Consider the following 23,681-nt stretch of genomic DNA (forward strand, 5'->3'; position numbering starts at 1 on the left):
GATGGGCCACGACGGCCGTGAACAGTGACCGGCCCGCTGGGGCGTCCGGAACCGGGACCGGCAGCGTGGGAGGACCGTTCTGAATCTGTGCACGACGGATTGCGCCGGGCAACGCCACAACTGACAGAACAGACCGATGCTGAGGCAGGAAGTGGATATTGAGTTGGCCGACATGGCCGACCAGCTTGGCGTTACGCTCCGCCGGCTAATGGCAGGGCTCCGGGCGGGGCGGTTCGCCGAGCACGTCACCGAGGACGATCTCGTGTATAGCGACAAGGGAGACCCTCTCTTTTTCCGCATCGAACGATCCCGTGGATACGCAATCTGTGGAGAGGACCTGCCCGATGTGGAACAAGACATGAGCACGGTGGAGCGGATGAGCACGTCCGCGGAGACCGAGGAGGGCACGACAGAAGAACGCGGCGTGTCAGCGACGGCGGGATGGCCGGGCATTGGAACGGTCGCAGGGGCTGTGGCGCTCATCAAGACCGCATTCCGCGGCGGGGTTGCCCTTCTCGGCAGGCTCTTCAGCGGGCTTGGCAGGCTGCTTGAGAAATGGCCGTCCAGTGAGCGGCCGTCCAGACGTGAACTGCCGGGACGGCGGTTGGGCGCGATCTATCAGGAGGGCTGGAATGCCCGGCTGGAGGGGAACCGGTCCAACCCGTATCTCGACGACCCACCGGCGCGCAACGCCTATCGACAGGGATGGTGGGATGCAGACGAGGAGATGAAACGTCTCTTGGCGTCTCACTTCGAAGTGGAGTGCCGGACGTCCGCTCGCGGATAGGAAAATGGCCGTCCATTGGCCCGATCCTCAACGCGTAGGGGCCGGCCCTGAGGGGCAGTTTCATCCAAGGCACGAGTCGGACCCGGGGACCGATCCTATAGTATCGGGAGAGCGCGAGAGGGCAATAGGACTCCCGTCTTCAGCCGGGTGGTGCATGGACCCTCTCGCAAAACATAATCGAAGTTGGTACATTGGAGCAGGTGCAGTCAGCGATAACCAAGCGGCTGCATTGTTTTTCTGGTAGGGTCGGGCAGGCCCGAACCGTTCTGGGTAGCAGGTAGCACCTGAACGTCGGAGAACGCACCTGGAGAGCCGGGTAAGACCTGTGAGGTTGTATCACGGGCACCGCTCGTTGAATGGTAGAATCTCTCGGCTTTAGCCGGGGGAGAAGTCAACAGATTTCATGCTCCCTTTGTTGATTCCCCCAGGGGGAATTTTGTTATACTGGTGGTAGACACATTTCGGAAAACATCAGGGTGCATTCAGAAATCACTCCGGTTTCTGCTTCGCAACCCAACAGGTTTTGGCCCGTCTCGGAGTTTCCTCCCCCGCCCACACTCTGAGTCGGGCCATTTCTGCGTCTCCGGCCGACATCGAAACGCCTCGGCCGGTGGGGGGCGCGGCACGGCCGTTGGCGTAACGCCCCTACCCGAGCTTCTCTCTGGCTCTCGCCCGGAGAATGTCCCGCTGACGCGACGGCGAGATTGGCTCCTCGATCGCCACGTCTACGAAAAACACCCTCGGAAGTGCGTGTAGCGGACCGGGAGCATCGTCCGGCACCCGTCTCAGTTCGGAGTCCAGGATCTGCCGGCCCGCAATGCGGCCGGTGCCCCGTCTCCGGAAGCGGCGTGCCAGATCAGCCCGGCTCTGTACCCCCCCGGGATGGATGCGGCCCTCCTTCAGGCGACAATGGTCCCGAAGCCCGCGCGGCACCTTGTCTCGAGGAACATAATCGGTGCTCCTGCCCAGCGAACCGGTGCTTCCCGACGGACCCGCATTCTCCGAAGAACGTCCACGTGTCGGGCAGCGGCGGGCGTAGTGAACGACGACATCTTCCGTCTTCTCCTGACACAAGAGCCGCCAGCCGCAGCGGGCCGTCTCCGGAACGGAAAACTCCCCGATCGGATCGCGGCCGGTTTCGGCAACCCATTCCCAGTACTGTGCCCATCGCTTCCGTCTTTTCTCGGGGGAAAACCGCTCGCGGACGCTTCTGTGGCGGTCGCTTCCCCACTTTGGGGCGCGCCTCAAGGCCTGCGCCCCGTGCTCATCCACCGAGTAGAAGCGCTCGACGAGCGCCCCGTTCGTCACTGTGACACGACTTTCGATGGACCGGCGCTCCCAGGTGTCCGATGCCTCGTGGCGCAGCGGCACTGAGATGTTCGCGATCCGAGAGCCCTCCTCGGGCCGCTCCGTCTCCCACGTGTCCCCGTCTTCCAGGGCCCTGACCGCCTTCTGCGGAAGCCTCGAAAGCACAGCCTCTCGGCGTTCAATGTCCACGGGCATGCCGGTCGCGTTCATGGCTCTAAACGGGGGACCCTAAGGATTTGCGGGCCCAAGAAGCATTCCAGGGACACAATCCGGCCCCTAGATGATCCGCGAAAAGGGGCCCGTTCAGACTGGGCCGGCCCCAAGAGAGGCCATCTGTTCGCGGAAGCACAGCGTAGACCGGAGAGGCGTCCTTCTCGGTGGGACACAGCAAGGCAGGGGGCTGGCGGAGACCTAGAGCGTGACAGAGATCGCTGATTGATTGCCATTCGAATCCAGGAGTGCCGTTGAGAAAGATCAGTCTTGGCCGCACTGGTGGACGCCGCAGCGGCAGCGTTCGCCATGGTTTGCCCGTCGGAAACCGATTTGACTCCTCTCTACGTGCAGGAGGAAGAAGAGATAACGCCCACGTCACGCTGAGGGGTTGATCTACTGGAGGCGCAATTCCATATACCACGAAAGCTTGATTGCACGCAGCTTTTGGCATCTACTCCCTCGTCTCCACCGCACCAAGCTTCACTCGCCTGCTGGAAATAGGTCCTGACTCGGCCCAGAGGCTTCCTGCCTTTTTCCTGGGTCCCGTCTTTCCTGCAGGTGGGCGAGCCCTCCTGCAGTGCAAGGCGAAATTACTCCCAGTGGTTGCATGGCGCCGAACACCGGCACGACCGAGCCGGGGAGCCCCCGCACAGCTGCTCCTTTCCCTCTTCTCGACGCAAACGGGACCCATGCAACTGCAAACAGGGCCGGTCCAGATCATCCTCGTTTCGCTGCTCCTTCTCGCGGCCCTACTGGGGGCGTCGGTCCTGGTCGTTTCCCCTGTGACCGAACCGGTTCAGACACCGGATCGCGGCGGCAGCAGTGTCGTCCCGGACGCAGGATCCACCAGTCAGGAGCCGGTTGATTCCCCGACGGTGGCACTCGATATCGAGACGCGAGGGGGGACGTCCCTGACGAAAGCGAAGGCAAGCCTCGTCGTCCTCCCGGGGACTACGGAAGGCGGGGGCACCAAGCTCTCTCTGTTAACGGTGTCGACGTCTCCGGACAGTGCTTTTGACGCCGAGCGGCTCTCTCTCGTCTTCGCCAACGGGGAGCGCGAGACGCAGGATCTGAAGCAGATTGTCGCCGAAAACGAAGGGGGTGCGGCCGTGCGGCTGCACTGGATGGGCCTTTCGGACGCGCGGCTCCGCCGAATTGCGGGCTCCAGGGCGCTTCGACTGGAGGGTGGGGGCGCCGTGCTCGACCTCTCGGGGAGTTCGATTCCGGCGCAGGCACGGGCCCTGCTGAAAACGCGCTGACCGGCCCCGCTCGTCTTCGAGGCGGTCGTTGCCTCTCGGACCCCGAGGCCACGACGGTCGTGGTGCGCCGTCCCGGCGTGGACGCCGACGGCGAGGGGGCGCCGCCTCGCGTGCCTGCTCCGTACGTTTTCCATCTCGTCTCTATTCTGCTCCGCCCGACGCTTCCCGGTCATGAATGCACTGCTCCAGTCCCTCGTCCGCGGCATCGGCCTGATGGCCTCGCTGGGCCTGTTCCTACTGGCCCTGGTCGTGACGGCCTACGCCTTTATCGAAGGGGGCTCCGTCGTTGCCGAGATACTGCAGTTTTCTGATCCGGAGTACAGCGTGATCTACAACGCAATGAAGGTGGTGGACCTTTTTCTACTGGGGTTTAGCGTACTGATCGCCTCGGTCGGCATCTACGAGCTGTTCGTCGGGGTGCTGCCCAACATGCCAGACTGGCTGCGCATGGAGGACTTGGATGCCCTCAAGGGCGTGCTCGTGAAGACGATCATCGTGGTGTTGGGCATTTCGTTCATGGGCCGCGCGGTGACCTGGGAGGGGGAGGAGGGCTTGCTGAGCTACGGCATCGCCATCGGGGCCGTCGTCGTCGCGCTGAGCGTCTTCCTGAGCGTGAAGAGCGAGACCTCCCCAACGCCCTCGTGACCGCGGGCCCGTCGTGGGGCGGGCCCTCCCCCTCAACGGTCCCGCGACTGCACGGAAGACGTCGAGCCGGCCCCCGCACGATCCGGTGCCGAGCCCCCAGTGAAGCGGCGTCGTGGACCGCAAGCGAAGAGCCTCCTCCGGGCCGGTCCGCGCAGCGCAGGCGGGCGGACATCTAGGGCCGGGATCGAGTATCCAATCCCGTGGCAATGCGTCTCTGTGTCTTCACAGCCTCACGGTGAGCTGGACCATCGCAGGTTCAGATGCTGTTCTTTCACATTGAACGCGTGCTGACGTGTGCAGCACGACCGCCCTACGGGCCTAAGCGGCATTTAATAGGACGTGCCGTGGAGAATCCGGCCCAGGAATGGGGAGATGGGGCTAGTAGCAAGCCCTAAAGTGCTCCTCGTGGCGATTTCCAAACAAGGTCATTCCCAGAGAACCGCCTTAGTTCCATCGGGAAATGTGACCCCGGACTGAAGCTACTTCAGAGATTGAATCTTTTGGCGAAAGTATGTCCCGTGAGAGGCAAATTGATACTGTTATCATGCAGAAACTCTACATGTCTCCTGCCGGGACGCCAAAAGAGGTCCGCGCGATTACTGGAGGGTACCGTCTTGCTACCTTCCAGATAGTCTCCATGTGTGAGGGAGACACGGGGCCTATACCACGCTTTACGGTTCCGGTCGCGATAGCCCGGCTGTACTACCGGGTACAAGGGACAAGGGGAAGGCGGGACCTACATTTGGCGAGTGTGAATGAACCTGCGAATCCAGGATACACCCAGTAGGATGGTAAGGTACCTAGATATACCGATGCCGGTTGGGTGTGGACGGAGTCCACGTAGTAGCCCAGGAGCAACCCGAAAGCGGTTGATACTGGCGAAGGTGGATAGCGGAGTCTCAAATACAAAGTACAGAAGATGACCGACGAAGTCCCGGACAAAGTGGTTTGAATCCACGGCAGGAGAGACCGGATAAAAATCCGGGAAGTGGTAGGGGACTTACAGCACCCTGAAATTGGAAGCCTGCCCTAGATGGGAAGGGACTGAAGTAAGCGTTCCTGAATGGGAATGTGGTAGGTCATCGCGGAAACGTGAGGCCGATGTGCCTCAATAGAGACTCCGTAGAGAGCCGAGGTACGCTGAAAGGTGTACGCCCGGTTCGGGAAGGAGAGGTTGGAAACGGCCTCTTAGGTATCTTAACAGATTAAACGCACCAACCTCTTACTTTCACCAGCCAATGTTTGACGAAGAGCACTTTCCCCGAGAGTACGAGTGCGAAGGCTGCTCCACGACCGCCACGGTTACGCACGAGGACGTGCAGGATGTGCCGTCCTTCCTTGCGGCCACGACCGTGGCGGAGGCGGTCGAGTACGTGATGACTGAACGCCGTCGGTGGTCGCTCCAGTCGTTCGAGGGGGCGTTCTGCCCCGCCTGCATGGAGGAGACAGACTGAGGCAAACGGACCGGCCGGTCCGGTTCGATCTACTGGGAGAGGCGGGGGCGTTGACCGGGAACAGGGGTTCTGTGCTGGCAGGGGGACTAGGGACCCGAACGGCCAGGGGCTGATTGCGCCCCTATTTCCCGCGTGTCGCTCCTCCATTCATCGCACAAACCGGCCGGTTCGTCGACGCTTCCTAAACGCTCCGGCGGGCCCTGCGTGCGTCTTCACGTGACGACATGACGTTGGTAACGACATTGAATTGACGCTCGCTTTCTGCCCCATGCACCGACATAGGTCTTCTCAATCCCGTGGCTCACGAATCCGCCTCCTGCTTGCCTCTCTTCTCGTGCTCGGTGCAGGGGCATTGCTCACCGCCACGCCCGCGGCTGGGCAGGGGGAACTGGCCCCCCCGCCCGCGGCCGACTCGGTACCGGCCGTCTCCGGCCAGGTGAATCTACGGGGCACGGTCGGCATTCCGCGGGGAGGCCTCCGCAACAACATTAGCGGTGTGGGCGGGGGACTCCACGGCTACATCGGCGGCTGGATCGGCCGGCGTCCTCTTCTTGTCGGGCTGGACCTCGGCATCCTCAACTATGGGCGCACCACCGATCAGGTGCCGTTCAGCCGCACGGTCGGCCCGCGCGTGCCGGTGGAGGTTTCCACGAACAACAACGTGGTGGAAACGCACCTTTCGCTGCGGCTTCAGCCCCGGACGGGACGCCTCCGCCCCTACGTGGAAGGGCTGGCGGGCTTCAAGTACCTGTTTACCCGCACCACCGTCGGGGACGATGACTTCGGCAATGATGAGCTCGGGGATGACATTGCCGAGTCCACCAACTACGACGACTTCGCCCTCAGCGGCGGGGCCGGGGCCGGAATCGACGTCCGCGTTTACCAGCAACGGGAGCCGGGGAAAACCCTGAGGGCCGTAGACGTGCACCTCGGCGTGCAGTACCTGCTGGGCCAGGAGGCGGAGTACCTCGCAGAGGGCGATCTCACCGACGAGAACGAGAATGGCCAGCTCGACCGGAGCGAGCTGGACGTCCGCCGCTCACGGACGACCTTCCTACAGCCCCAGTTCGGCGTGACCTTCCGGCTGGCGGACACCGACTAGGAGCCGCGTCCGGATTGAAGGGAACGACCGGATCAGGGGTTGGGCCCAGGAGGAAGCCGCCCCTACGTCGACCGTTGCGTCTGCCGATCCCGCCGGCTTTTACCCCTGTGGGCTCGGCACCCATCGAAGCGACGCCGGGGCCGTGGTGCAACGTCTTCCGCAGGCGCGTGGGAGCAGGGGCGGCGGCGTCGGGGCGGACGACCCCTCTGTCGCACGCACCGGTCCGCTCGGGCGAGGCCTCGGGGCGTGGCGGGACGATCAAATAATTCGACAGGCCCAACGAAGACAGCCAGCAGAGCCATGAGTGCAGACGAAATGCCGGCAACGTACCGCACCTCAAGGCTTCAGCGAGGTCTTTCCGTCCTGTCCGTCGGGGCCCTCCTCCTTCTCGCGGTGCTGGAGGCAACCGACGAGGGCCCGCTTCTGGAGCTTTCCCTGGTGAACGTGCTGCTCACGGGCGCTACGCTTCTCGCGGCGGCCGGCTATGGGCTTCGGGCCACCGTCCGGGTATCGGAGACGGCGGTTCGAAAAACACGGCCCCTCTGGACGGACAATGTCCTTCGCTTCGAGGACATCCAACGGCTCCACCTGCCCGTAACCACCGAGGCGCTTTGGCTCTACACCGAGCCGAACGGAAGCCCGGACTTGAGCATCGAGGCGCAGTCGTTTGAGCGGTTCGGGTCCTTGGCCCGCCGGGTGCTCCGGCGGTTGCCCCAGCACACAGAGATCCAAGATCCGGCCGGTCGAGTCGAGCACTACCGGCGGGGCGGAGACGCCGCAGGGGAGAACCAGACGGACGACGGATAGGCGGGGCGACCGCCAGACGTGGGTGGGGAAGAAGACACCGACAGGGAAGAGGACGCCGACGGTCTGATCGGCTGGCCTGCCACCCCAGTGTCCTCCGTTCTTCCCCGCTGACTGCCCTCGTGGCGGAACGGGCTCCTACAGGCCCAGTGCCCCTTCGGAGAGACGATCCCCGAAGATGTCGAATCGGCTGAGGCCGAATTCGCCACGCGGAGTCGGGGGCAGCCGTTACCGTCCCTCGTAGTCCTCTGCCATCAGGTATCCTTCGAGCCAGGCTTCGATCTCCTCCGGGCCGTCGAATTGGCACTCGTCCGGTGGGGGCTGATCTTCCCGAAACGCGTGCCATCCGCTGTCGAAGGCCTCGCGCAAGTCCGGGCGGTCGTAAGGATTCGGCTCTTCGTGGAGGCTTGGTTCTTCGATGCGACTGCCTTCAAGGCTTGACGTAGGACGAAGTGGAATGCGGTCTCTCCCTGAGCAGCCCGGCCACTGGGAAGCAGGGGCGGCGGGGGCCAGAGAAAGCCTCCCCTCCCCCGTACGGGCCTCGCCGAACGACTCTTCTGGCTCAAGAGGCTACCGCATAGACGCTTGTGGGCCAACAGTCTAACGTCTTTTAGGCGCGTTCATGTTTTCTTCACTGAGGGTGGGCGCCTTCCGGAGCGATGGGGCATGGGCCGTGTTTGGGTGGGCCGATCGGCAGGCCGCCTGAAGCGGGCTGGAGGCCCCCCGAAGCGCACCGCTCCCGTAGATCATCGCAGTGGACGCCGCCCTGCTCCCTCTCGAAATTCGCGCTCAACGCACGAAGCGTTGCCCCTGCGGGAACGGGAGCGCCTGCACGCGAGGGCCTGCTCACAGCGTGCACTCGCTCTCGCCGGGCGGGGCCGGAACCTGATCCGGCCGAAGGTAGCGCTGGGCCGCCTCCAGCATGAGGGGCACGTCGAAGTAAAAGGGGCTGGAGGACTCGTCCCGTCGACGCTTCAGTTCGGGCACGATTTCCCGGTCCACGAAGTCCTGCAGGAACGCCTCCCCGGGTGAGTCGCGGACCCTCGTCGCCAGTAGCAGAACGAGTGCCTTCTCGCTCAACCCGTACGTCTGCTCCGACGTCTCGGCCAGCGGGGCGATGGCCTTGGAGCGGGGGTTGTAGTAGTAGGCGGAGGACACGTCCGGGTACGACGCGCGAATAAACCCGATGACCTCTCGCGCGGGCGCTAGGGTGAATGGCAGCAGAGCCTTGGCAATCTCTAGGGAAGACTGCAGCTTGAGGAGGCCGTTCGGGGAGTAGTACCCGTCGGCCCCGTCAAAGACCGTCTCGATGCCTTTGTCGTACATCTCGCGCGAGAAGCCCTTCTTCAGGTACGCCCCTTCTGCGAACCGGGCCATGGCGTTGGCCCGACGGAACAGCGAGGCGTCCTGGGTGCCGCAGGCAATCTTGCGGACGGTATGCGGCATCTGGTTCAAGACCCACGTGTTTTCGGAGAGCGTCTGGGTGCCGTAGTTGTAGTAGTTCTTGACGACAAATCGGCGGTCGGTTTCCCAGTACCCGTGCCTGAGGTACGCGTCGAGCACTTTGGTGGCCATCCTGCGGTGCTCGGGGTTGCCCCACCGCTCGTACGCCTCCCAGAGCGCGTCGGCGAGGAGGCCCGTCTCTTTCGACCCGGACGCGTCGGGGGCAGTGCCGGGCTTGTAGCGCCACAGGACCGTGTGGCGTGCCCGCGGGTCCCCCGTGTCGACGCGAAGGAAGTGCGCCCGGATCATGCCGTAGGCGCGGTCGAACAACGAGCGATTGCCGAGGGCCACGGCCGCGCTCATCGTGTTTCCCAGGTCCACGGCGTACGCAAAGCCGTCGTCGCGGACCGGCAATCCCGTCTCGAGGCCGTCGGCGAGGCGGACTTCGTAGCTGCTGGCAAGCTGCTCCAGCTCTTCCGAGACGGTCTCTGCATCCGAAGCGGGAGACGTGCAGCCGCCCAGGAGCACCGCCGCACACAACAGGACCGTTGTGGCAAGAGTCGAGGGGGGCCGCGGCACGGAGGGGGCAGGCCACATGGGAGAGAACGGCGTCAGGAAATGACGTTGGGGGCCGATCAGTGAGGGGCCGTCCAGGCCCGACCGGCAGGAGAACGGGGACTGAAGAGGCGACCGGGCTACTTCTCCGCCGCCGCGTTCTCGTCCTCCTTACGCCCGTCTGCAGGGGCCTCGTGCGCAGTACGGACCGACTGCCTCCGTGCTGGCTTCCACATGTGCCACTGGCTCTTGATGCTGCGCATCTTTCGTAGCTTTGGGGTGAATCTGCTTAGGAATCCGTCCATGGAAGATTGTAGTTTGTGAACAGATACGTGCCTGAGAAAGCCATTCCGCGAGGGGCCGTTGCAACGCATCGCCGGTTGCGACGGCACTGGGCTTGGGGGCACGGCGGACCCGCCGAACGCGGGCGGCACGACGGGAGGGGCGGAGGGGCGGCGTCAGACCACGACCGCCACGGGCCCCCGCTGCCGCTACGCGGAACCGTCCCGAGCACGCCTCCGCCGCGATGTCGTGTCTCCTCTGCTCTTTTGCGGGGGGGTGATCCCGCCGGACCCTTGTCCGCCCGGCGTTCCTGACCGCCAGCGGCGCTCGATGCTGTGGACCGTTTCTGGGGCAGGGGCGCTTGGCGAGAGGGCCTGTCGGGGCGAAAGGGCCCGCAGCGACAGGGAGAGTCCGCCCAGAAACTCGCTCATGTAGGCGGGCCGAGAGCGAGAAGCCTCGGGCCGCGAAGGCCGGGACGCAGAAGGGGGAGACTGTCGGGGCTTGGAAATAAGCACGCGGGAGGAAAAGGCGGGTAAAAGTGTGAGGAGAGGGTCCCTTGGTAAGGACCGTCGCTTGATTCCGTTTGTGTGACGACAGGCGCCCCTCCACCGTTGTCACCACCTTGTGAGAAAAGGGCTTTCGGGACCGGAGTTACCGCGGGATCCACGCTCTCTTGTTGCATTCTCCGTCTGCTGCGCGTCCTCGATGGGCGCATGCGATTCCGGCGGGGGCTGCCCCCCCCAGGCTGTCTCCTCCGCAGCCCCGCGCCGCGGGGCGGGCGCCGGCCGGTCGCCCGCGAACCCCTCACGGGGGCTGCCGCTTCAAAACACCCCGTGCCTGTGTCCGCGCCCATGCTGCCGCCCGCCGATGTCTGACTACCGCCGTGGCTTCGAGAGCCTCCGCCAAGAACTCCACGAGCCGTCCCTGCCGGTGGAGGGGGAGTGGCCGGACTGGCTGGAGGGCACCCTCATCCGCAACGGACCGGCGCAATTCGAGGTGGGGGACGAGGACTACAACCACTGGTTCGACGGCCACGCGATGCTGCACGCATTTCGGATGCGGGACGGGACCGTGTCGTACCGCAACCGGTTCGTGCGGTCGCAGAGCCGCACGGAGGCGCTGGAGCAGGGGCGAATCGCGCGGTCCGAGTTTGCGACGGACCCCTGCATGTCGCTCTTCGGGCGGGTGATGAGCGTATTCAACCCCAACCCCACGGACAACGCCAGCATCAACGTCGCCCGCCTGGACGACCAGTACGTCGCGCTGACGGCCACGCCCCTTCCCGTCGCCTTCGACCCGGAGACACTGGAGACCGCAGGGGTGGTGGAGTACGACGACGACGTGGACGTGGACATGTCGACGCCGCATCCGCAGGTCGAACCGGGCACGGGGCGCATGCTCTTCCACACGTTGTCCTTCGGGCGTCAGTGCCAGTACGGCGTCTACGGCACGGAGGCAGAAGGCAAAACGCGCCGCCCGGTCGCGACGCTGGACGTGGACCGGCCGAGCTACATGCACAGCTTCGGCATGTCGGAGCGCTACGTCATCCTGTCGGAGTGGCCGCTCGTGGTGAACCCGACGGACCTGCTGCTCCGTGGGCGGCCGTTCATCGAGAACTTTGAGTGGCAGCCGGAGCGGGGGACCCGGTTCCGCGTGCTCCGGAAGGCGGATGGCGCCGAGGTGGCGACCTGTGAGGCGGAGGCGGCGTTTGGCTTCCACCACGTCAATGCCTTCGAGCGGGACGGGGCGGTGGTCTGCGACGTCGTCACGTACCCGGACGCGTCGGTCGTTGAGGAGCTCTCCCTCGACCGGCTGCGCAGCGACGCCCCGTCGCGCGGCAGTGGGCACCTGCGCCGGTATCGACTGCCCCTTGACGGCGGGGCGGCCGCCTCTACGCTCCGGGGGGAGGAGCGCATCGAGCTGCCGCGCATCCACGACGGCCCGGCGACGGGCCGCCCCTACCAGTACGTCTACGGCGTGGGGACGCGGGCGGCGGGGCAGTTTACGGACCAGCTCGTGAAGACCGACGTGCCGGCGGGCACGGCGCAGACGTGGCACGAAGAGGGCACGTACCCGGGCGAGCCGGTCTTTGTGGCCGCGCCGGATGGGGCACGCGAAGACGACGGGGTGGTGCTGTCCGTGGTGCTGGACCCGGACGCCCAGCAGTCGTTCCTGCTCGTCCTCGACGCGCCCTCGTTCACGGAGCGGGCGCGGGCCGCCGTCCCCCACCCAATCCCATTCGGGTTCCACGGGCAGTTCTTCGACTGAACTCTTCGGGGCGGGGGCCTCCAGGGCATGCGTCGGCGCACCCCTCGGTGGAACAGGCCTTGGGGGCGACGGGGACGGCGGGTCCTCGGAGAACCCATTCCGGCCCCGTGCAGGTTTCCACCAGTCCTCGTTTCCGTTGCGACCAATCTGTCCCCGGCGCCCATGGCCGACCCGCCCGACACCCTGAAGTACTTCCACAAAGAACCGGCGGTCCTAGAGCCCGTCGTGTCGGGCCGCGACCCCGACGCCCGGCGCCGGCAGGAGCGGTCCGACGTCCCGCCCGACGAGGCCATTCTGCACGGCGATCCCTTCGAGACAGAGCGAAACGAAAGCGCGACCGTCTATCGCGGGTATCTGGCGGGCACAAACCACGCGCAGGGCCGAGTCGGCCTCACTGCGCTCCGCCGCCCCGTCGAGGCGTTTGTCGGGCCGATTCTGGAAGCCCTCGGGGGCCCCTGGTGGGGGCGGAGCGGCCCGGACGAGCAGGTGGAGGCCCTCAGCCCCGACACGGCCCGGCGCGTGCTCCAGGAGCCGGGGGGCACGCGGGTGCTCGTGACGGCAGACGCCCCAGTGCCGGACGACGTTATCGCCGAGGCGGCCGTGCAGGAGCCGGATCGGGCCCGTCCCGCCCTGTCCGCCCTGCTGGAGGCGGCTCAGGTGGCCCTTTTCCCGGCGTCGGCCCACGACGGGCACGACTGGCGCCTCTGGTCGGCGGCCCCGATGCGCCGGCGGCTCACGGGCGCATTTCGGGACCGTCCCGTTTCGGGAACGCGGCGGTTTGTGATTCCCGCCGCGAAGGCGCGGTCCGAGTCCAAGTTTTACTTCGACATGTGGCGCCCCGCCGACGCCGACCTTCCGGGGTACGTCGAGGAGGTCTGAGAACGTGTGGGCGAGCGCCTCCGCCCGTCAGCAGGCAAGCGCAAGAAGCGGCCGGACCCAGAGGGAGACGCGAAGGGGCAGAGCGTGAGGCCGAAACCCGTTTTCATAGGGCACTACCATGCTGTCTCAAACGTCCCGCTCCGCTTATGGAGGACGCAACGCCGGCCCCGAGTTCGATTGAGTTTGCACTGACGCTCTTCTTCGCGATCGTGACGGCCGTGGCGATCGGGGTCCAGACCCGTCCCCTTCTTGGTGGGACGGTGACGCAGGATCTCACGCGGATGTGTCTGTCCGGAGTGGCGGGAGGGCTGATTGCATGGTTTCTGTGGCGGTACCGGAAAGGGGACTACACGCCGGACCGTTGACATCTGCCGCCGGGCGCCCGTGGCACGAGAAAGCGTTTCGGGAGGCGAAGTGCGGGCCCTGGATGATCCGCGACTGGAGAGCGAACACCGCATCGGTGCCAGAGGGCCTGCCTACGGAGGCGGCTCAAGACCTGGCCGTGTCAACACCGGTAACCTCGAAGCGGGCGCCCCCGCTCTCGCTCTCAGATACCGACAGGGACCAGCCGTGGGCCTTCGCAACCTCCTGGACGATGACGAGCCCCAGTCCGGTGCCGCCGTCACGGGTGCTGTGCCCCGCTTCGAAAATCGTCTCGCGCCGGTCCGGGGGAATGCCAGGCCCATCATCCGCGACGAAAAATCCGTCCTCGGTTCTGCCGGCCGTCACGGTCGCCGCCGACCCGGCGTGATCGATCGCATTGCGGAGGAGGTTTTCCAGAAGCTGCTGCAGGCGGCCCTCGTGGGCCAGGAAGGCTGAAGCGCACTGGGTCGAGGAGCCGGCCTCCGTCTCGGCTGTGTTCTCAACCCTGAGGGTCGCCTCCGCCGTCCCGGCCTGCTCCCACGATGCCCGGACGGCATCCCCAAATCGAATCGCCGTCAGGTCGTCCGGCCCGAGGTTCTGTGCGCCGTGGGCCAGGGCCAGGGTGTCGGTGATGATGCCCTCCATCCGATCCAGGGCGCGTCTGGAGATCCGCAGGTGCCTTTGCAGCTTTTCCGACGCAGACTTCTCCGCCCCGGCCCCGTCCTCACCGGCCTCCTCGCCGCCGGCCCCGGGCGACGCCCCCGCGAGCGACCCTTCGTCGCCGAGAAGGCGCTGGGCCATGTGCAGGTTCATTTGGGCCGCGTTCAGTGGATTGCGCAGGTCGTGGGTCACCAGCTCGGCAAACTGCTCGGTCCGCTCCCGAGACCGCTGCCGTTCAAGCTCGTAGCGGGCCCAGCGGGTCAGAAGCTCCACCAGTGCCTCCTCCTCGTCGCTGAACGGCTGGGCCCGAGGAGTTCGGGACGCAAAACAAAACGTGCCGTACAGCTCGCCCTCCACCTCAATCCGAGACCCGATGTACGCCCCGAGCCCGAAGCGGTCGTAGGCCGGCTCCGCCGCCCGGCCGTCGGTTGGGGCGTTCTGGATCGACAGCAGCTCCTCCCGACGGATGGTCCGCTGGCAGTAGGCTTCTGAGAGCGGACAGGTCTTTCCGGACTGAAGGAGCGGGTGGTCTCCGGAGGCGTACAGAATTTTTTGAGTGGCTTCTTCCGGGCCTGATCCCTCCTCCGACGACGCCGGGGAAGCGTCTCGTCCCCCGTGGGCGGCGGTGTTTGCCCCCTCGATCCGGCTTAAAAATCCGAAGGGCAGGTCCAGGTGCCGCCGGCCGAGGTCAATCAGGCGGCGGGTTTTTTCCTCAAAGGTGGCCTCTCCGTCGGCAGTAATCCGGTACATGCGTCGGAACACCGACGGCCCCTCCGGGGAGGCGTCCTCGCGTGAAGGCCGTTGCGTCTCGCCGTCTGGCATTGCGGACGTATCAGTGCGGGCAGGAAGCAGAGAGGGACGGCCGGGCCCTGGCCGTTCCACAGTATGGTAAGGAGGCGCCCGCCTGAATTCAATTTCTTCGCGTGTGGGGGCGGTCGCAGGGGGGCGTCCGGCTTGATGTCGGTCGCTCCTGGAGCTGGGCCGCTCGTCAGAGCTGTTCGACCCGATAGCCCTTTTCCCTCAACAACTCCACCAGGCCGTTCGCCCCCACGACGTGCCCCGCCCCGACCACGATCATCGGGAGGGCCTCCGACTCCAGAATCTCTGTGAGACGGGGCATCCAGGTCGCGTTCCGTTCGGTGATCAGCCGCTCGTAGAGCGCCGGGGCGTCGTTCTTCATCTGCTCGACCATCATTTCTTCGATGCCGCTGGCGTTGCCGGTTCTCCAGTAGCGCACGATCTTGTCGAAGTTCTCGACGGTCCGGTCGGCCTTCTTCAGGCTTTGGCGCAGGTACGCCTCCTGCTTCTCCGGGGGCAGGTCGTCGAAAAAGCGCATCTGCTCCTCCGCCGTTTCGAGGGCCCGGACCGACGTGCCCGCCTTCTTGGCCTTGTCAAAGAAGTGCCGATCCAGGCCCTGATTTTGCGAATAGCCGGCCTTCTGCATCTGCCGCGTCGGTATCATAATTGAGACCATCCACGGCTCCATGCGCTGCATCTGCGCGAGGTTTAGGCCGATCTTCTCGGCACGCTTCTCCAGCATCGCGTAGGTCTCATCGGGGAGCTCCTTCTTCAGCGTTTTGCCCGGCGGGTAGAGCGCGAGTTCGCGGACGAGCGTTTTCGCCTTCACCTGCATGGAGTCGAGATTGGCCTCCAGGACGAGCACGTCGGCCTCCGAAAACGCCTCCCTGAAGACCGAGTCCAGCGGATAGGCCTCCTTCTTCATCACGTGCACCGAGCCGACGAGGTACCCTTCCGTCCCGTTCGCCTCGGAGGCCACCCGCCAAAGCATGTGGGGCGTCGCGCTCGTCCCTTGGGCACAGGCAGGCTGAGCAAGGGCAGGGGCCGCCAGAACGGCGGCGAGCAAAAGACCGAAAACGTGGCGCAGGCCGTATCGGGAACGCGTGGATGTGCTCATGTCGAAGGCCAAGGGAGTTCCGGTATGAAGACTGTGAGCAATTGTTTATATTTTACAAAATACACCAAGGAACGCAAAATGGCCTTCTCGGACGGGCGGCCTCAGGTGGTGAGCCGGTCGTGGGGGGCCAACGTGATCCCTCTGGACACAGCCTCCCGGTGCCGCACCTGTCTTTAGACGAGGGGCCCTCTTTAGGCGAGGGGCAGACGGGGGCGGAACGACACTGCGCGAGCACGAACGGGCACGAACGAGGAGTCTGGGGATGGATCGGGGCATTTGCGACGGTCGTCATCCCGTCGATTGGGGGCGTTCTTCCTGGTGTCTGTCCTTGCATTTCTCCATCATAGAAACTACGGTGGGCGTACATGTTGTGAACACCCCGTCCTCCTGAAGGCCGCGCTGTCGTGGCGTGGCGGCAGGTGCGGTGCCCGTGCGCACCGCCCTGCGTCTCGGGGGAAGCCCGGTGAAATTCCGGCACTGTCGCGCAACGGTCAAAGTCCGAATGCCCGCTTGAGGAGCGACCCGACACTCAGTCCAGCCGAGATGGCCGGGCTGACCTCAGTGTCCGCCCTACGCGTCATAGGGCTGCGGTCCGCGACGTGGAGTGTATGTTACTGGCTCTGGTGGCCCGCCCCTACCGTAGCGCGGATGCGCTCGCGGTGCCGGCGGCCGGCCCTCTGATCCACTGCACTTCTCTTGCGCTCTGCCGCCTTCGTGACGCGTCCCGGCGTCCGAAGGCTTTTTCTGTGTCTCAGAGCGCGCTGTGTCTTCCCCTGTTCCGCCCTCCGATTGTCCCGTGCGAGGCCCCCGCCGGGAGCCCAACCGTCCCCCTGCAGCCCAGCGCCGGACGTGCAGTCGTCTTCGGGCCTGCCTGTCCGGCGCCGCCCGCCCAAGCAGGGGGGGCCCGCAGACGAAAGGGAGAGGGCGATGCCCTCTCATAGCGCCCCGACTGTGCCGCACGGCGACGCCTTCGGCCTTGGAGCGGAGCCCCTAATTTCCAGTTTTCCTCCCTACCCAGACCATTCTTTCCATGAGCATCTTCGACGAGCGTGTCAACCTGAAGCCCTACGAGTACCCGCACCTGCTGGAGTTTAAGACGGCCATACGGCAGTCCTACTGGGTCCACGATGAGTTTAGCTTCGAAGGGGACGTGCAGGACTTCCGCGTCAACTGCACCGACGCCGAGCGCAGTGTCATTAAGAAAACGATGCTCGCGATTGCCCAGGTTGAGGTGGCGGTTAAGACCTTCTGGGCCGACATCTACGACCGCCTGCCGGTGCCGGAGGTCGGGGCCGTGGGGATGACCTTTGCCGAAAGCGAGGTGCGCCACCTGGATGCCTACTCGCACCTCTTGGAGCTGCTGGGCCTGAATGACGCGTTCGAGCGAATCGAGGAGATTCCGGCCCTCATCGACCGCGTCGAGTACCTGAACAGCGCCCTGGAGGGAACGGGCAGCCGCGACGAACGAGCCTTTGCCCACTCCATCCTGCTCTTCTCGATCTTCATCGAGCATGTCAGCCTCTTCAGCCAGTTTCTCATCATGCTCTCGTTCGACAAGCATGAGAAGCGGTTCAAGGGCGTGGCCAATGCCGTGGAGGCCACCTCGAAGGAGGAGCAGATCCACGGGCTCTTCGGCGTGGAGCTGATGAACATCATCCGCGAGGAGCACCCGGAGTGGTTCGGCCCGGCGTTCGAACAGGAGGTGCGGGCGGCCTGCGAGGAGGCATACGACGCCGAGCAGAAGGTGCTCGATTGGATCTTCGCGGACGGGGAACTCGACTTCCTCCCGCGGCCGGTCGTGGACGCGTTCCTGCGCGACAAGTTCAACGAGTCGCTGAAGAACGTGGACGTCGACCCGATCTTCGAGGTCGACCCCGAGCACCTCGGCGAGACCCGCTGGTTCTACGAGGAGGTCCTGCTCACGAAGGGCAACGACTTCTTCTCGAAGCGCTCGACCAGCTACTCGAAGATGACGCAGAGCGTGAGCGGAGACGATCTCTTCTAGGGCCCCGGTCCATCCCCGTCTGTCCCGCACGCGAACTGCCCCACGGGCTCGTCCTGTGGGGGCTCCTCGAAGGCGCTTCCCTTTTTCCAACCCGAACGACTCCATGTCCACCACGACCCGTTCCCGCTCCTCAACCTCCGCGGACTTCGGCTGGCTCAACGACGAGGCCCGCACCTTCCTCCGACGGGGGTATCTCCTGGAGGGCACCGGCCCGGAGGACCGCGTGCGAGAAATTGCCGAGCACGCCGAGGGCCTCCTCGAGATGGACGGCTTTGCCGACCGGTTCTACGAATACATGGCGCGCGGCTACTACTCGCTCGCATCGCCGGTCTGGGCGAACTTTGGGCTCGACCGCGGCCTGCCGATCTCCTGCTTCGGCTCCTACATCGACGACTCGATGGAGGCGATCCTCAACACCCACGCCGAGGTCGGCATGATGACCAAGGTGGGCGGGGGCACGAGCGGGTACTTCGGCGATGTCCGCCCGCGCGGCGCCTCCATCACGAACAACGGCACGTCGAACGGCACCTACCCGTTTGCCCAGCTCTTCGACAAAATCATTAACGTGGTGAGCCAGGGCGAGACGCGGCGCGGCCACTTCGCCGGGTACATCGACATTGAGCACCCCGACGTGGAGGAGTGGCTCAACATTCAGACCGAGGGCGACGCCATCCAGACGATGATGTACGGCGTTGTCGTGGGGGACGACTGGATGGAAGCGATGATCGATGGCGACTCGGACAAGCGGGCCCTCTGGGCAAAAGTGGTGGAGAGCCGAATGAACCTCGGCATTCCCTACATCCTCTTCCGCGGCAACGTGCAGGACGGGCGCCCGCAGGTCTACAAGGACAAGGGCTACGACGTCCACGCCAGCAACTTGTGCCTGACCGGCGACCAGCGCGTGGTCACAGACCGGGGCTACAAACGGGCCGAAGACCTCTGGGAAGAGGGCGGCGAGCTTACTCTCTTTGACGGAGAGGACGCGATTGGCTCAAGCCGCATGAAGCTACGGAAGACCAGCGCCGAGGTGTACAAAATCACGCTCGGAAACGGCGTAGAGCAAAAAGTAAGCGCTCGCCATGGCATGCCTGTGTATCAAGGCAAAAGCGAGTACAAGCGGACTGAAGCCCAGAACGTTGAGGTCGGTGACCGGATTGTGATCCAGAAGCAGAAGGGCCTCTTCGGCGACCGGCACTGCCCAGACGAGGCATTTATCCTCGGGATGTGGCAGTCCGACGGCACCCAGGCTGGCGACGAAAAGTTTATCGACATCTGGGAGAAGGACTTCGACCTTGCCGAGGAGATCCAGGAGAAGATGGACCGGATCTACAATCGGCATGGGTTCAACGAGTACGAGCTCACAAATCAGCATGGCGGTACGTTCACGCGCGACCGAGAAACGCCACAGCTGCGCGAGGTCGACGCCGGCCACTCGAACGACCGTAAGAAGCGTCTTCAGACCAGAGCTCTCACGAAGCTTGGCTTCGAGAAGGGCACGGTGCCAGAGTGGATTTACGAGGCTGACGAGGAGACTGTATGGGCGTACGTCCGCGGCCTTCTTGTCGCCGATGGCACGGCCCACGTCTCCTATAGCAAGGGCAATCCATTGCAGATTGCCTATGCGGACGTCGACCGGGACTTCCTGCAAGAGCTGCAGCTTCTTTTCAACAATCTGGGCCTAAGCGCTCAGATCCGTTCTCTTCGTGACGGCAATGAAGCGCTCCTCCCAGATGGAAACGGCGGAGAGAAGCTTTACGAGACGCAGAATTGCTACCGACTTATCGTCGGCAACAAAGCGGCGGCGCTGGAAATCGAGCGCAACACTGGCTTCCTCACCCGCAAGGACATTGAGCTCGAGGAGCGCTCCTACCGAGACAACACGAAGAAGGCTTATAAGGTGGTCGACATCGAGCACGTAGGCCAAGAAACGGTCTACTGCCCGACGACCCACACCGAAGAGTCTGTGTTTGTCTCCCAGGGCGCGCTGACGTTCAACTGCTCAGAGATCGCGCTGCCGAGCGGGCCGGACGAGAGCTTCGTGTGCTGCCTTTCCTCGATGAACGCCCTCCACTACGACGACTGGAAGGACACCGACGCGGTCGAGACGCTGACGCAGTTCCTCGACGCGGTGATGCAGGAGTTTATCGACGGGGCCAAGGGAATGGCGCACATGGACCGGGCCGTGCGCTTTGCGGAGCGCCACCGGGCGATCGGGATCGGCATCCTGGGCTGGCACTCCTACCTGCAGTCGAACAGGATCCCGTTCGAGTCGGCGGAGGCCAGCCTGACCGGGGCCGAGATCGCGAAAACGATCAAGGAGCGCTCCTACGCGGCGTCCGCCGAGCTCGCCGACCGCTTCGGCGAGCCGCCGGTCCTGGAGGGCTACGGGCGACGCAACGCCACCACGATGGCCGTGGCGCCGACCAAGTCCAGCAGCTTCATCCTCGGGCAGGTCAGCCCGTCCATCGAGCCGATCAAGAGCAACTACTTCGTGCAGGACCGGGCGAAGATGAAGGTCACGTACAAGAACCCCCACTTGCAGGCGCTCTTGCAGGAAAAGGGCCGCGACACCGACGCGGTGTGGGACGAGATCGCGCTGCGCGACGGGTCGGTGCAGCACCTCGACTTCCTGTCCGACGAGGAGAAGGATGTCTTCAAAACCTTCAGCGAGATCAGTCAGATGGCAATTATCGACCAGGCCGCCGGGCGGCAGAAGCACATCGACCAGTCGCAGTCCCTCAACCTGGCGATTGACCCGGGCTCCACGCCGGTCAAGGACATCAACCGGCTCTACGTCGAGGCCTGGAAGAAGGGCGTCAAGTCCCTCTACTACCAGCACGGCGTGAACGCGGCGCAGAGCTTCTCGCGCGACCTGCTGGCCTGCAAGGCGTGCGAGGCGTAGGGCCAGCAGATCTGAACTCCCTCTTTTGAGAAGCACACCCCTCCTCGATCATGGCCCCTTCCCCTTCGCCGGATTCGCGTCCCGCCGCCGTCCTCGACGAGGCAGCGGAGACGCGCATCGTCCACGCCGTGTTTCCCGGTGACACGAACCACTACCACACGCTCTTCGGCGGCACGGCCCTGGAATGGATGGACCAGGCCGCGTTCATCTGCGCGACGCGCTGGTGCCGGACGAAGGTCGTGACGGTCCGCACGAGCGAGATTGACTACAAGCATCCCGTCCCCGAGGGCACGATCGTCGAGCTCATCGCCCGGATCGCGGACACGGGCACGACGTCCCTCACCGTCCGCGTCGACATGTTCATCGAGCCGATGGACGAGCACGACCGGACGCTCGCCTGCACCGGCCAATTTACCCTCGTGGCCCTGGACGACCAGGACAACCCGACGCCGGTGCCCGGCCCCGCGTCCGCGACGCAGGACGAGCCACAGTCGTGACCACGGGACGGCGTCGGCCTCGGGAGGCGGCCGTGACGGCCCGGGCCCCGGCCCGCGCAGGGCGGCATGCGCTCGTCCTCACCTGCCCGGACGGATCTGGCCGGGCCGCCCCGCACGCAGGCCCACGGCCGTCTTTGCCACGAGGGCAAACGCCAGGAGGGCGAGGGGGGCCGCCCACCCACCTGTGAGGTCGTGCAGCAAGCCAAAGACCGCCGGCCCGGCCGCCGCCACGAGGTAGCCGACCGACTGCGCCATGCCCGACAGCTCGGTTGCCGTCTCGGCATCGGCGGCCCGCAGGACGAGCAGAAGCAGCGCCAGCCCGAACGTACCGCCCAGGACGAAGCCGAGGACCGAGACCCACAGGGAGGCCAGCGGCGCCCCGGGCCACGCCAGCCCGGCCAGCGCGGTCCCCTCCACGAGCGCGAGCAAGCAGATGGTGCGCCGCTGGTCCGCCCGTCGCGCGGCCCACGTCGGCACGACCGCCGAGCCGGCCACCCCCATCACCTGCGAGAGCGCAAGCAGCCCGCCCGCGGCGGCCGGGTCGAAGCCACGCGCCTGCAGGAAGCCCGGCAGCCAGGCGAGGGCGATGTAAAACGTGAGCGACTGAAGGCCCATGAAGAGGGCGACCTGCCACGCCAGCGACGAGCGTGCAAGGGCCCGAAGCGAGTCACCGATGTTGTAGGACGCACGGGCGGGCGCACCGGCTCGGAGCTGGGGCAGCCACACCAGGAGGGCGGCGACCGCGGGCACGGCCCAAGCCCCCAAAGCGCCCCGCCACCCGAGCACACCGGCCAGCGGGACGGTCGTGCCCGCCCCAATCGCCGCGCCCGCCCCGATCCCGCTCGAATAGAGGCTGGTCATCACGCCGGAGTGCTCCGGAAAGTCCCGCTTGACGAGCGAGGGCAGGAGCACGTTGCCCAGCGCGATGCCCACCCCAAAGAGCACCGTGCCCCCGAAGAGGGGCGCCGTTGAGGGGGCTGCTCGCGCAAGCGTCCCGACCGCGACGAGCGAGAGCGCCGCGGCCAGTGCCCCCTCGGTGCCCAGCCGCCGCGTCGCCAACGGCGTGAGCGCCGAGACAAGCCCGAAAGCCAGAAGCGGCAGCGTCGTGAGCAGACCGAGGGCCGCGTTGGAGAGGCCCGTGGCCCCGCGAATGCTCTCCACGAGCGGGCCCACGCTCGCAAGCGCCGGGCGCAGGTTGAGCGAAATCAGCAGGATGCCCAGAATCAGAAGGCCGCGCTGCAACCGAGACTCCGATTCGCGGCGGGGACGGGTAATTTGGCGAATGATGCGAAGTGCCTAGTGGTACAAGTAGTGGAAGTGCCAAAAACTCGGAGGGCCCGCCAGGTCCCCCAGTCCGGGATGGAGCCGACGGACGGGGGCAGAAGCGGCGTCAGCCACGTCCGGGCCGCTCCCCTCATGCTCCGAGTTGCCCCCAATGGACCGGTCCGATCGGGCGCCCGGCGTTCTCGGCTCAACTTTTGCCCAGCGGCTTTAAGGATTTAAACGACCAACCGGACAGAAGCTGAAAAGTGCCCTTCAGCACGATGAACGTAGGGCTAAGGCGGAACATCTGGAGCGTCGTGTCCCGGACTGATCCGAATATGAGAGCACGAGAGTGCAACAACGCCGATGTATCACATTGCCATTGCCTGGATGTCTTCTGCAAACCATTGGGACAGGATTCCTAGCAACAGTAGGGCAAGCAGAATCGATGTCATGGGCTCACCGATGATGGCCGGTCTGCCCTGCTACATATCTCGAATGTACCTGTTGCGGGGAGCGTCTGCAGGCACCTCTTCTGGATGCTGTATGCATCGCTCCTGGCTATTTTGCCCCACGAGACCTGTCCCGATCAGAAGGGTTCTCCAACAGAAGGATGGCGTGACGGCCCGTTCCTGGAACGCAACCTCCCAGGCCAGTCTGTCGCCTGCGCCCGATCCACTCCACCTGTAAACCGACTAGAACTGTCCTCGTCGGAAAAACGAGTGGAGACGGGCACCCGCTGATACTCCGGTCCCTGACACGAGTGAGGCAAACTTCATTCAGGCCCTCGGCGGTGACGTGCTGACAGGAAATGCCTCCGTTTCCGAGCCTTCCGGCCGCGTCGGGCGGTCAGAAACGGCCGTCAGGCGTGACCGCCGGTGGTACAGTTCCCGGTGACCCGTTTCCTCTTGCCTGGAGTGAGTTCTTCGCCAGGGGGTAAAAGCCTCATGTGAAAGCCTCATGTGAATGGCCTGGCCTGATTCCAGAGGGGGCTAACTGCTTCTCAAGGCTGGTCGGCACGGCTCAAAAGCCGTCTCTCAGATCGTCCGGACGATCTCCCCAAACGGGCTTTGACAA

At 65.0% G+C, this 23,681-nt stretch carries 18 protein-coding genes and 1 riboswitch; of the genes, 12 read left to right on the top strand and 6 right to left on the bottom strand.

Translation table 11 applies throughout. The features are described from left to right. The first annotated feature begins 136 nt into the window (after positions 1-136). Positions 137-787, top strand: coding sequence for a hypothetical protein (locus SRU_RS00645; protein ID WP_011402904.1), 651 nt, complete (start codon positions 137-139; stop codon positions 785-787). A 645-nt stretch (positions 788-1,432) separates the two neighbouring features. Here SRU_RS00645 and SRU_RS00650 read toward each other — a convergent pair. Then, positions 1,433-2,290 (bottom strand): hypothetical protein, encoded by an 858-nt coding sequence (locus SRU_RS00650; protein ID WP_148278335.1) that lies wholly within the window; start codon positions 2,288-2,290, stop codon positions 1,433-1,435. 707 nt (positions 2,291-2,997) lie between these two features. Here SRU_RS00650 and SRU_RS00655 point away from each other — a divergent pair. The 5 genes from SRU_RS00655 to SRU_RS00675 all read left to right on the top strand — a co-directional run bounded on the left by SRU_RS00655 (position 2,998) and on the right by SRU_RS00675 (position 7,575). Then, positions 2,998-3,567, top strand: coding sequence for a hypothetical protein (locus tag SRU_RS00655; RefSeq protein ID WP_231847245.1), 570 nt, complete (start codon positions 2,998-3,000; stop codon positions 3,565-3,567). A gap of 171 nt (positions 3,568-3,738) precedes the next feature. Continuing rightward, a complete protein-coding gene (locus tag SRU_RS00660; RefSeq protein ID WP_011402907.1) occupies positions 3,739-4,212 on the top strand; it encodes a YqhA family protein in 474 nt (157 codons plus the stop codon). Positions 4,213-5,450: 1,238 nt separating this feature from the next. Beyond that, positions 5,451-5,666 (top strand): hypothetical protein, encoded by a 216-nt coding sequence (locus tag SRU_RS00665; protein ID WP_011402908.1) that lies wholly within the window; start codon positions 5,451-5,453, stop codon positions 5,664-5,666. 352 nt (positions 5,667-6,018) lie between these two features. Next, on the top strand, positions 6,019-6,768 hold the full coding sequence (locus tag SRU_RS00670) for a hypothetical protein (protein ID WP_011402909.1): 750 nt from the start codon (positions 6,019-6,021) through the stop codon (positions 6,766-6,768). A gap of 300 nt (positions 6,769-7,068) precedes the next feature. Further along, positions 7,069-7,575, top strand: a complete 507-nt coding sequence (locus SRU_RS00675; RefSeq protein WP_231847246.1) for a hypothetical protein — start codon at positions 7,069-7,071, stop codon at positions 7,573-7,575. Between the two features lie 225 nt (positions 7,576-7,800). On the opposite strand, the gene SRU_RS15175 is transcribed toward SRU_RS00675, so the two are convergent. Beyond that, positions 7,801-7,941 carry a hypothetical protein gene (locus SRU_RS15175; RefSeq protein WP_011402911.1) on the bottom strand — a complete coding sequence of 47 codons (141 nt, stop codon included), beginning with the start codon at positions 7,939-7,941 and terminating at the stop codon, positions 7,801-7,803. Positions 7,942-8,418: 477 nt separating this feature from the next. Beyond that, positions 8,419-9,612, bottom strand: coding sequence for a hypothetical protein (locus tag SRU_RS00680; protein ID WP_011402912.1), 1,194 nt, complete (start codon positions 9,610-9,612; stop codon positions 8,419-8,421). 1,107 nt (positions 9,613-10,719) lie between these two features. Here SRU_RS00680 and SRU_RS00685 point away from each other — a divergent pair. The 3 genes from SRU_RS00685 to SRU_RS00695 all read left to right on the top strand — a co-directional run bounded on the left by SRU_RS00685 (position 10,720) and on the right by SRU_RS00695 (position 13,364). After that, positions 10,720-12,120, top strand: a complete 1,401-nt coding sequence (locus SRU_RS00685; RefSeq protein WP_043551712.1) for a carotenoid oxygenase family protein — start codon at positions 10,720-10,722, stop codon at positions 12,118-12,120. 162 nt (positions 12,121-12,282) lie between these two features. After that, on the top strand, positions 12,283-12,999 hold the full coding sequence (locus tag SRU_RS00690) for a hypothetical protein (RefSeq protein WP_231847247.1): 717 nt from the start codon (positions 12,283-12,285) through the stop codon (positions 12,997-12,999). Between the two features lie 146 nt (positions 13,000-13,145). Beyond that, on the top strand, positions 13,146-13,364 hold the full coding sequence (locus SRU_RS00695; protein WP_013060638.1) for a hypothetical protein: 219 nt from the start codon (positions 13,146-13,148) through the stop codon (positions 13,362-13,364). 124 nt (positions 13,365-13,488) lie between these two features. On the opposite strand, the gene SRU_RS00700 is transcribed toward SRU_RS00695, so the two are convergent. Together SRU_RS00700 and SRU_RS00705 are read right to left on the bottom strand one after the other, a co-directional pair. Beyond that, positions 13,489-14,772 (bottom strand): sensor histidine kinase, encoded by a 1,284-nt coding sequence (locus tag SRU_RS00700; protein WP_011402915.1) that lies wholly within the window; start codon positions 14,770-14,772, stop codon positions 13,489-13,491. A 238-nt stretch (positions 14,773-15,010) separates the two neighbouring features. Next, positions 15,011-15,937 (bottom strand): TraB/GumN family protein, encoded by a 927-nt coding sequence (locus SRU_RS00705; RefSeq protein ID WP_013060640.1) that lies wholly within the window; start codon positions 15,935-15,937, stop codon positions 15,011-15,013. Positions 15,938-16,387: 450 nt separating this feature from the next. Continuing rightward, positions 16,388-16,446, top strand: a riboswitch (adenosylcobalamin-variant (AdoCbl-variant) riboswitch). Positions 16,447-16,967: 521 nt separating this feature from the next. Between SRU_RS00705 and SRU_RS00710 the strand changes: the two genes are divergently transcribed. From SRU_RS00710 to SRU_RS00720, 3 genes are all read left to right on the top strand, one after another. Next, entirely contained in the window at positions 16,968-17,942 is a 975-nt protein-coding gene (locus SRU_RS00710) for a ribonucleotide-diphosphate reductase subunit beta (RefSeq protein WP_011402917.1), read from the top strand. A 103-nt stretch (positions 17,943-18,045) separates the two neighbouring features. Further along, positions 18,046-20,844: a ribonucleoside-diphosphate reductase subunit alpha gene (locus SRU_RS00715; RefSeq protein WP_011402918.1), complete on the top strand. Its 2,799-nt coding sequence runs from the start codon at positions 18,046-18,048 to the stop codon at positions 20,842-20,844. 50 nt (positions 20,845-20,894) lie between these two features. Next, on the top strand, positions 20,895-21,341 hold the full coding sequence (locus SRU_RS00720; RefSeq protein WP_011402919.1) for an acyl-CoA thioesterase: 447 nt from the start codon (positions 20,895-20,897) through the stop codon (positions 21,339-21,341). 78 nt (positions 21,342-21,419) lie between these two features. Here SRU_RS00720 and SRU_RS00725 read toward each other — a convergent pair whose 3' ends face one another. Then, the gene (locus SRU_RS00725) at positions 21,420-22,583 is read right to left on the bottom strand and encodes an MFS transporter (RefSeq protein WP_011402920.1); all 1,164 of its coding nucleotides are present in this window, start codon (positions 22,581-22,583) and stop codon (positions 21,420-21,422) included. Positions 22,584-23,681: the final 1,098 nt, after the last annotated feature.

Source organism: Salinibacter ruber DSM 13855 (assembly GCF_000013045.1).
Lineage (GTDB): Bacteria > Bacteroidota > Rhodothermia > Rhodothermales > Salinibacteraceae > Salinibacter > Salinibacter ruber.

Excerpts from the sequence above, each read along its gene's own strand:
- SRU_RS00645 (WP_011402904.1), top strand. The coding sequence starts at position 137 with ATGCTGAGGCAGGAAGTGGATATTGAGTTGGCCGACATGGCCGACCAG.
- SRU_RS00650 (WP_148278335.1), bottom strand. The coding sequence starts at position 2,290 with ATGCCCGTGGACATTGAACGCCGAGAGGCTGTGCTTTCGAGGCTTCCG.
- SRU_RS00655 (WP_231847245.1), top strand. The coding sequence starts at position 2,998 with ATGCAACTGCAAACAGGGCCGGTCCAGATCATCCTCGTTTCGCTGCTC.
- SRU_RS00660 (WP_011402907.1), top strand. The coding sequence starts at position 3,739 with ATGAATGCACTGCTCCAGTCCCTCGTCCGCGGCATCGGCCTGATGGCC.
- SRU_RS00665 (WP_011402908.1), top strand. The coding sequence starts at position 5,451 with ATGTTTGACGAAGAGCACTTTCCCCGAGAGTACGAGTGCGAAGGCTGC.
- SRU_RS00675 (WP_231847246.1), top strand. The coding sequence starts at position 7,069 with ATGAGTGCAGACGAAATGCCGGCAACGTACCGCACCTCAAGGCTTCAG.
- SRU_RS00680 (WP_011402912.1), bottom strand. The coding sequence starts at position 9,612 with ATGTGGCCTGCCCCCTCCGTGCCGCGGCCCCCCTCGACTCTTGCCACA.
- SRU_RS00685 (WP_043551712.1), top strand. The coding sequence starts at position 10,720 with ATGTCTGACTACCGCCGTGGCTTCGAGAGCCTCCGCCAAGAACTCCAC.
- SRU_RS00690 (WP_231847247.1), top strand. The coding sequence starts at position 12,283 with ATGGCCGACCCGCCCGACACCCTGAAGTACTTCCACAAAGAACCGGCG.
- SRU_RS00695 (WP_013060638.1), top strand. The coding sequence starts at position 13,146 with ATGGAGGACGCAACGCCGGCCCCGAGTTCGATTGAGTTTGCACTGACG.
- SRU_RS00700 (WP_011402915.1), bottom strand. The coding sequence starts at position 14,772 with ATGTACCGGATTACTGCCGACGGAGAGGCCACCTTTGAGGAAAAAACC.
- SRU_RS00705 (WP_013060640.1), bottom strand. The coding sequence starts at position 15,937 with ATGAGCACATCCACGCGTTCCCGATACGGCCTGCGCCACGTTTTCGGT.
- SRU_RS00710 (WP_011402917.1), top strand. The coding sequence starts at position 16,968 with ATGAGCATCTTCGACGAGCGTGTCAACCTGAAGCCCTACGAGTACCCG.
- SRU_RS00715 (WP_011402918.1), top strand. The coding sequence starts at position 18,046 with ATGTCCACCACGACCCGTTCCCGCTCCTCAACCTCCGCGGACTTCGGC.
- SRU_RS00720 (WP_011402919.1), top strand. The coding sequence starts at position 20,895 with ATGGCCCCTTCCCCTTCGCCGGATTCGCGTCCCGCCGCCGTCCTCGAC.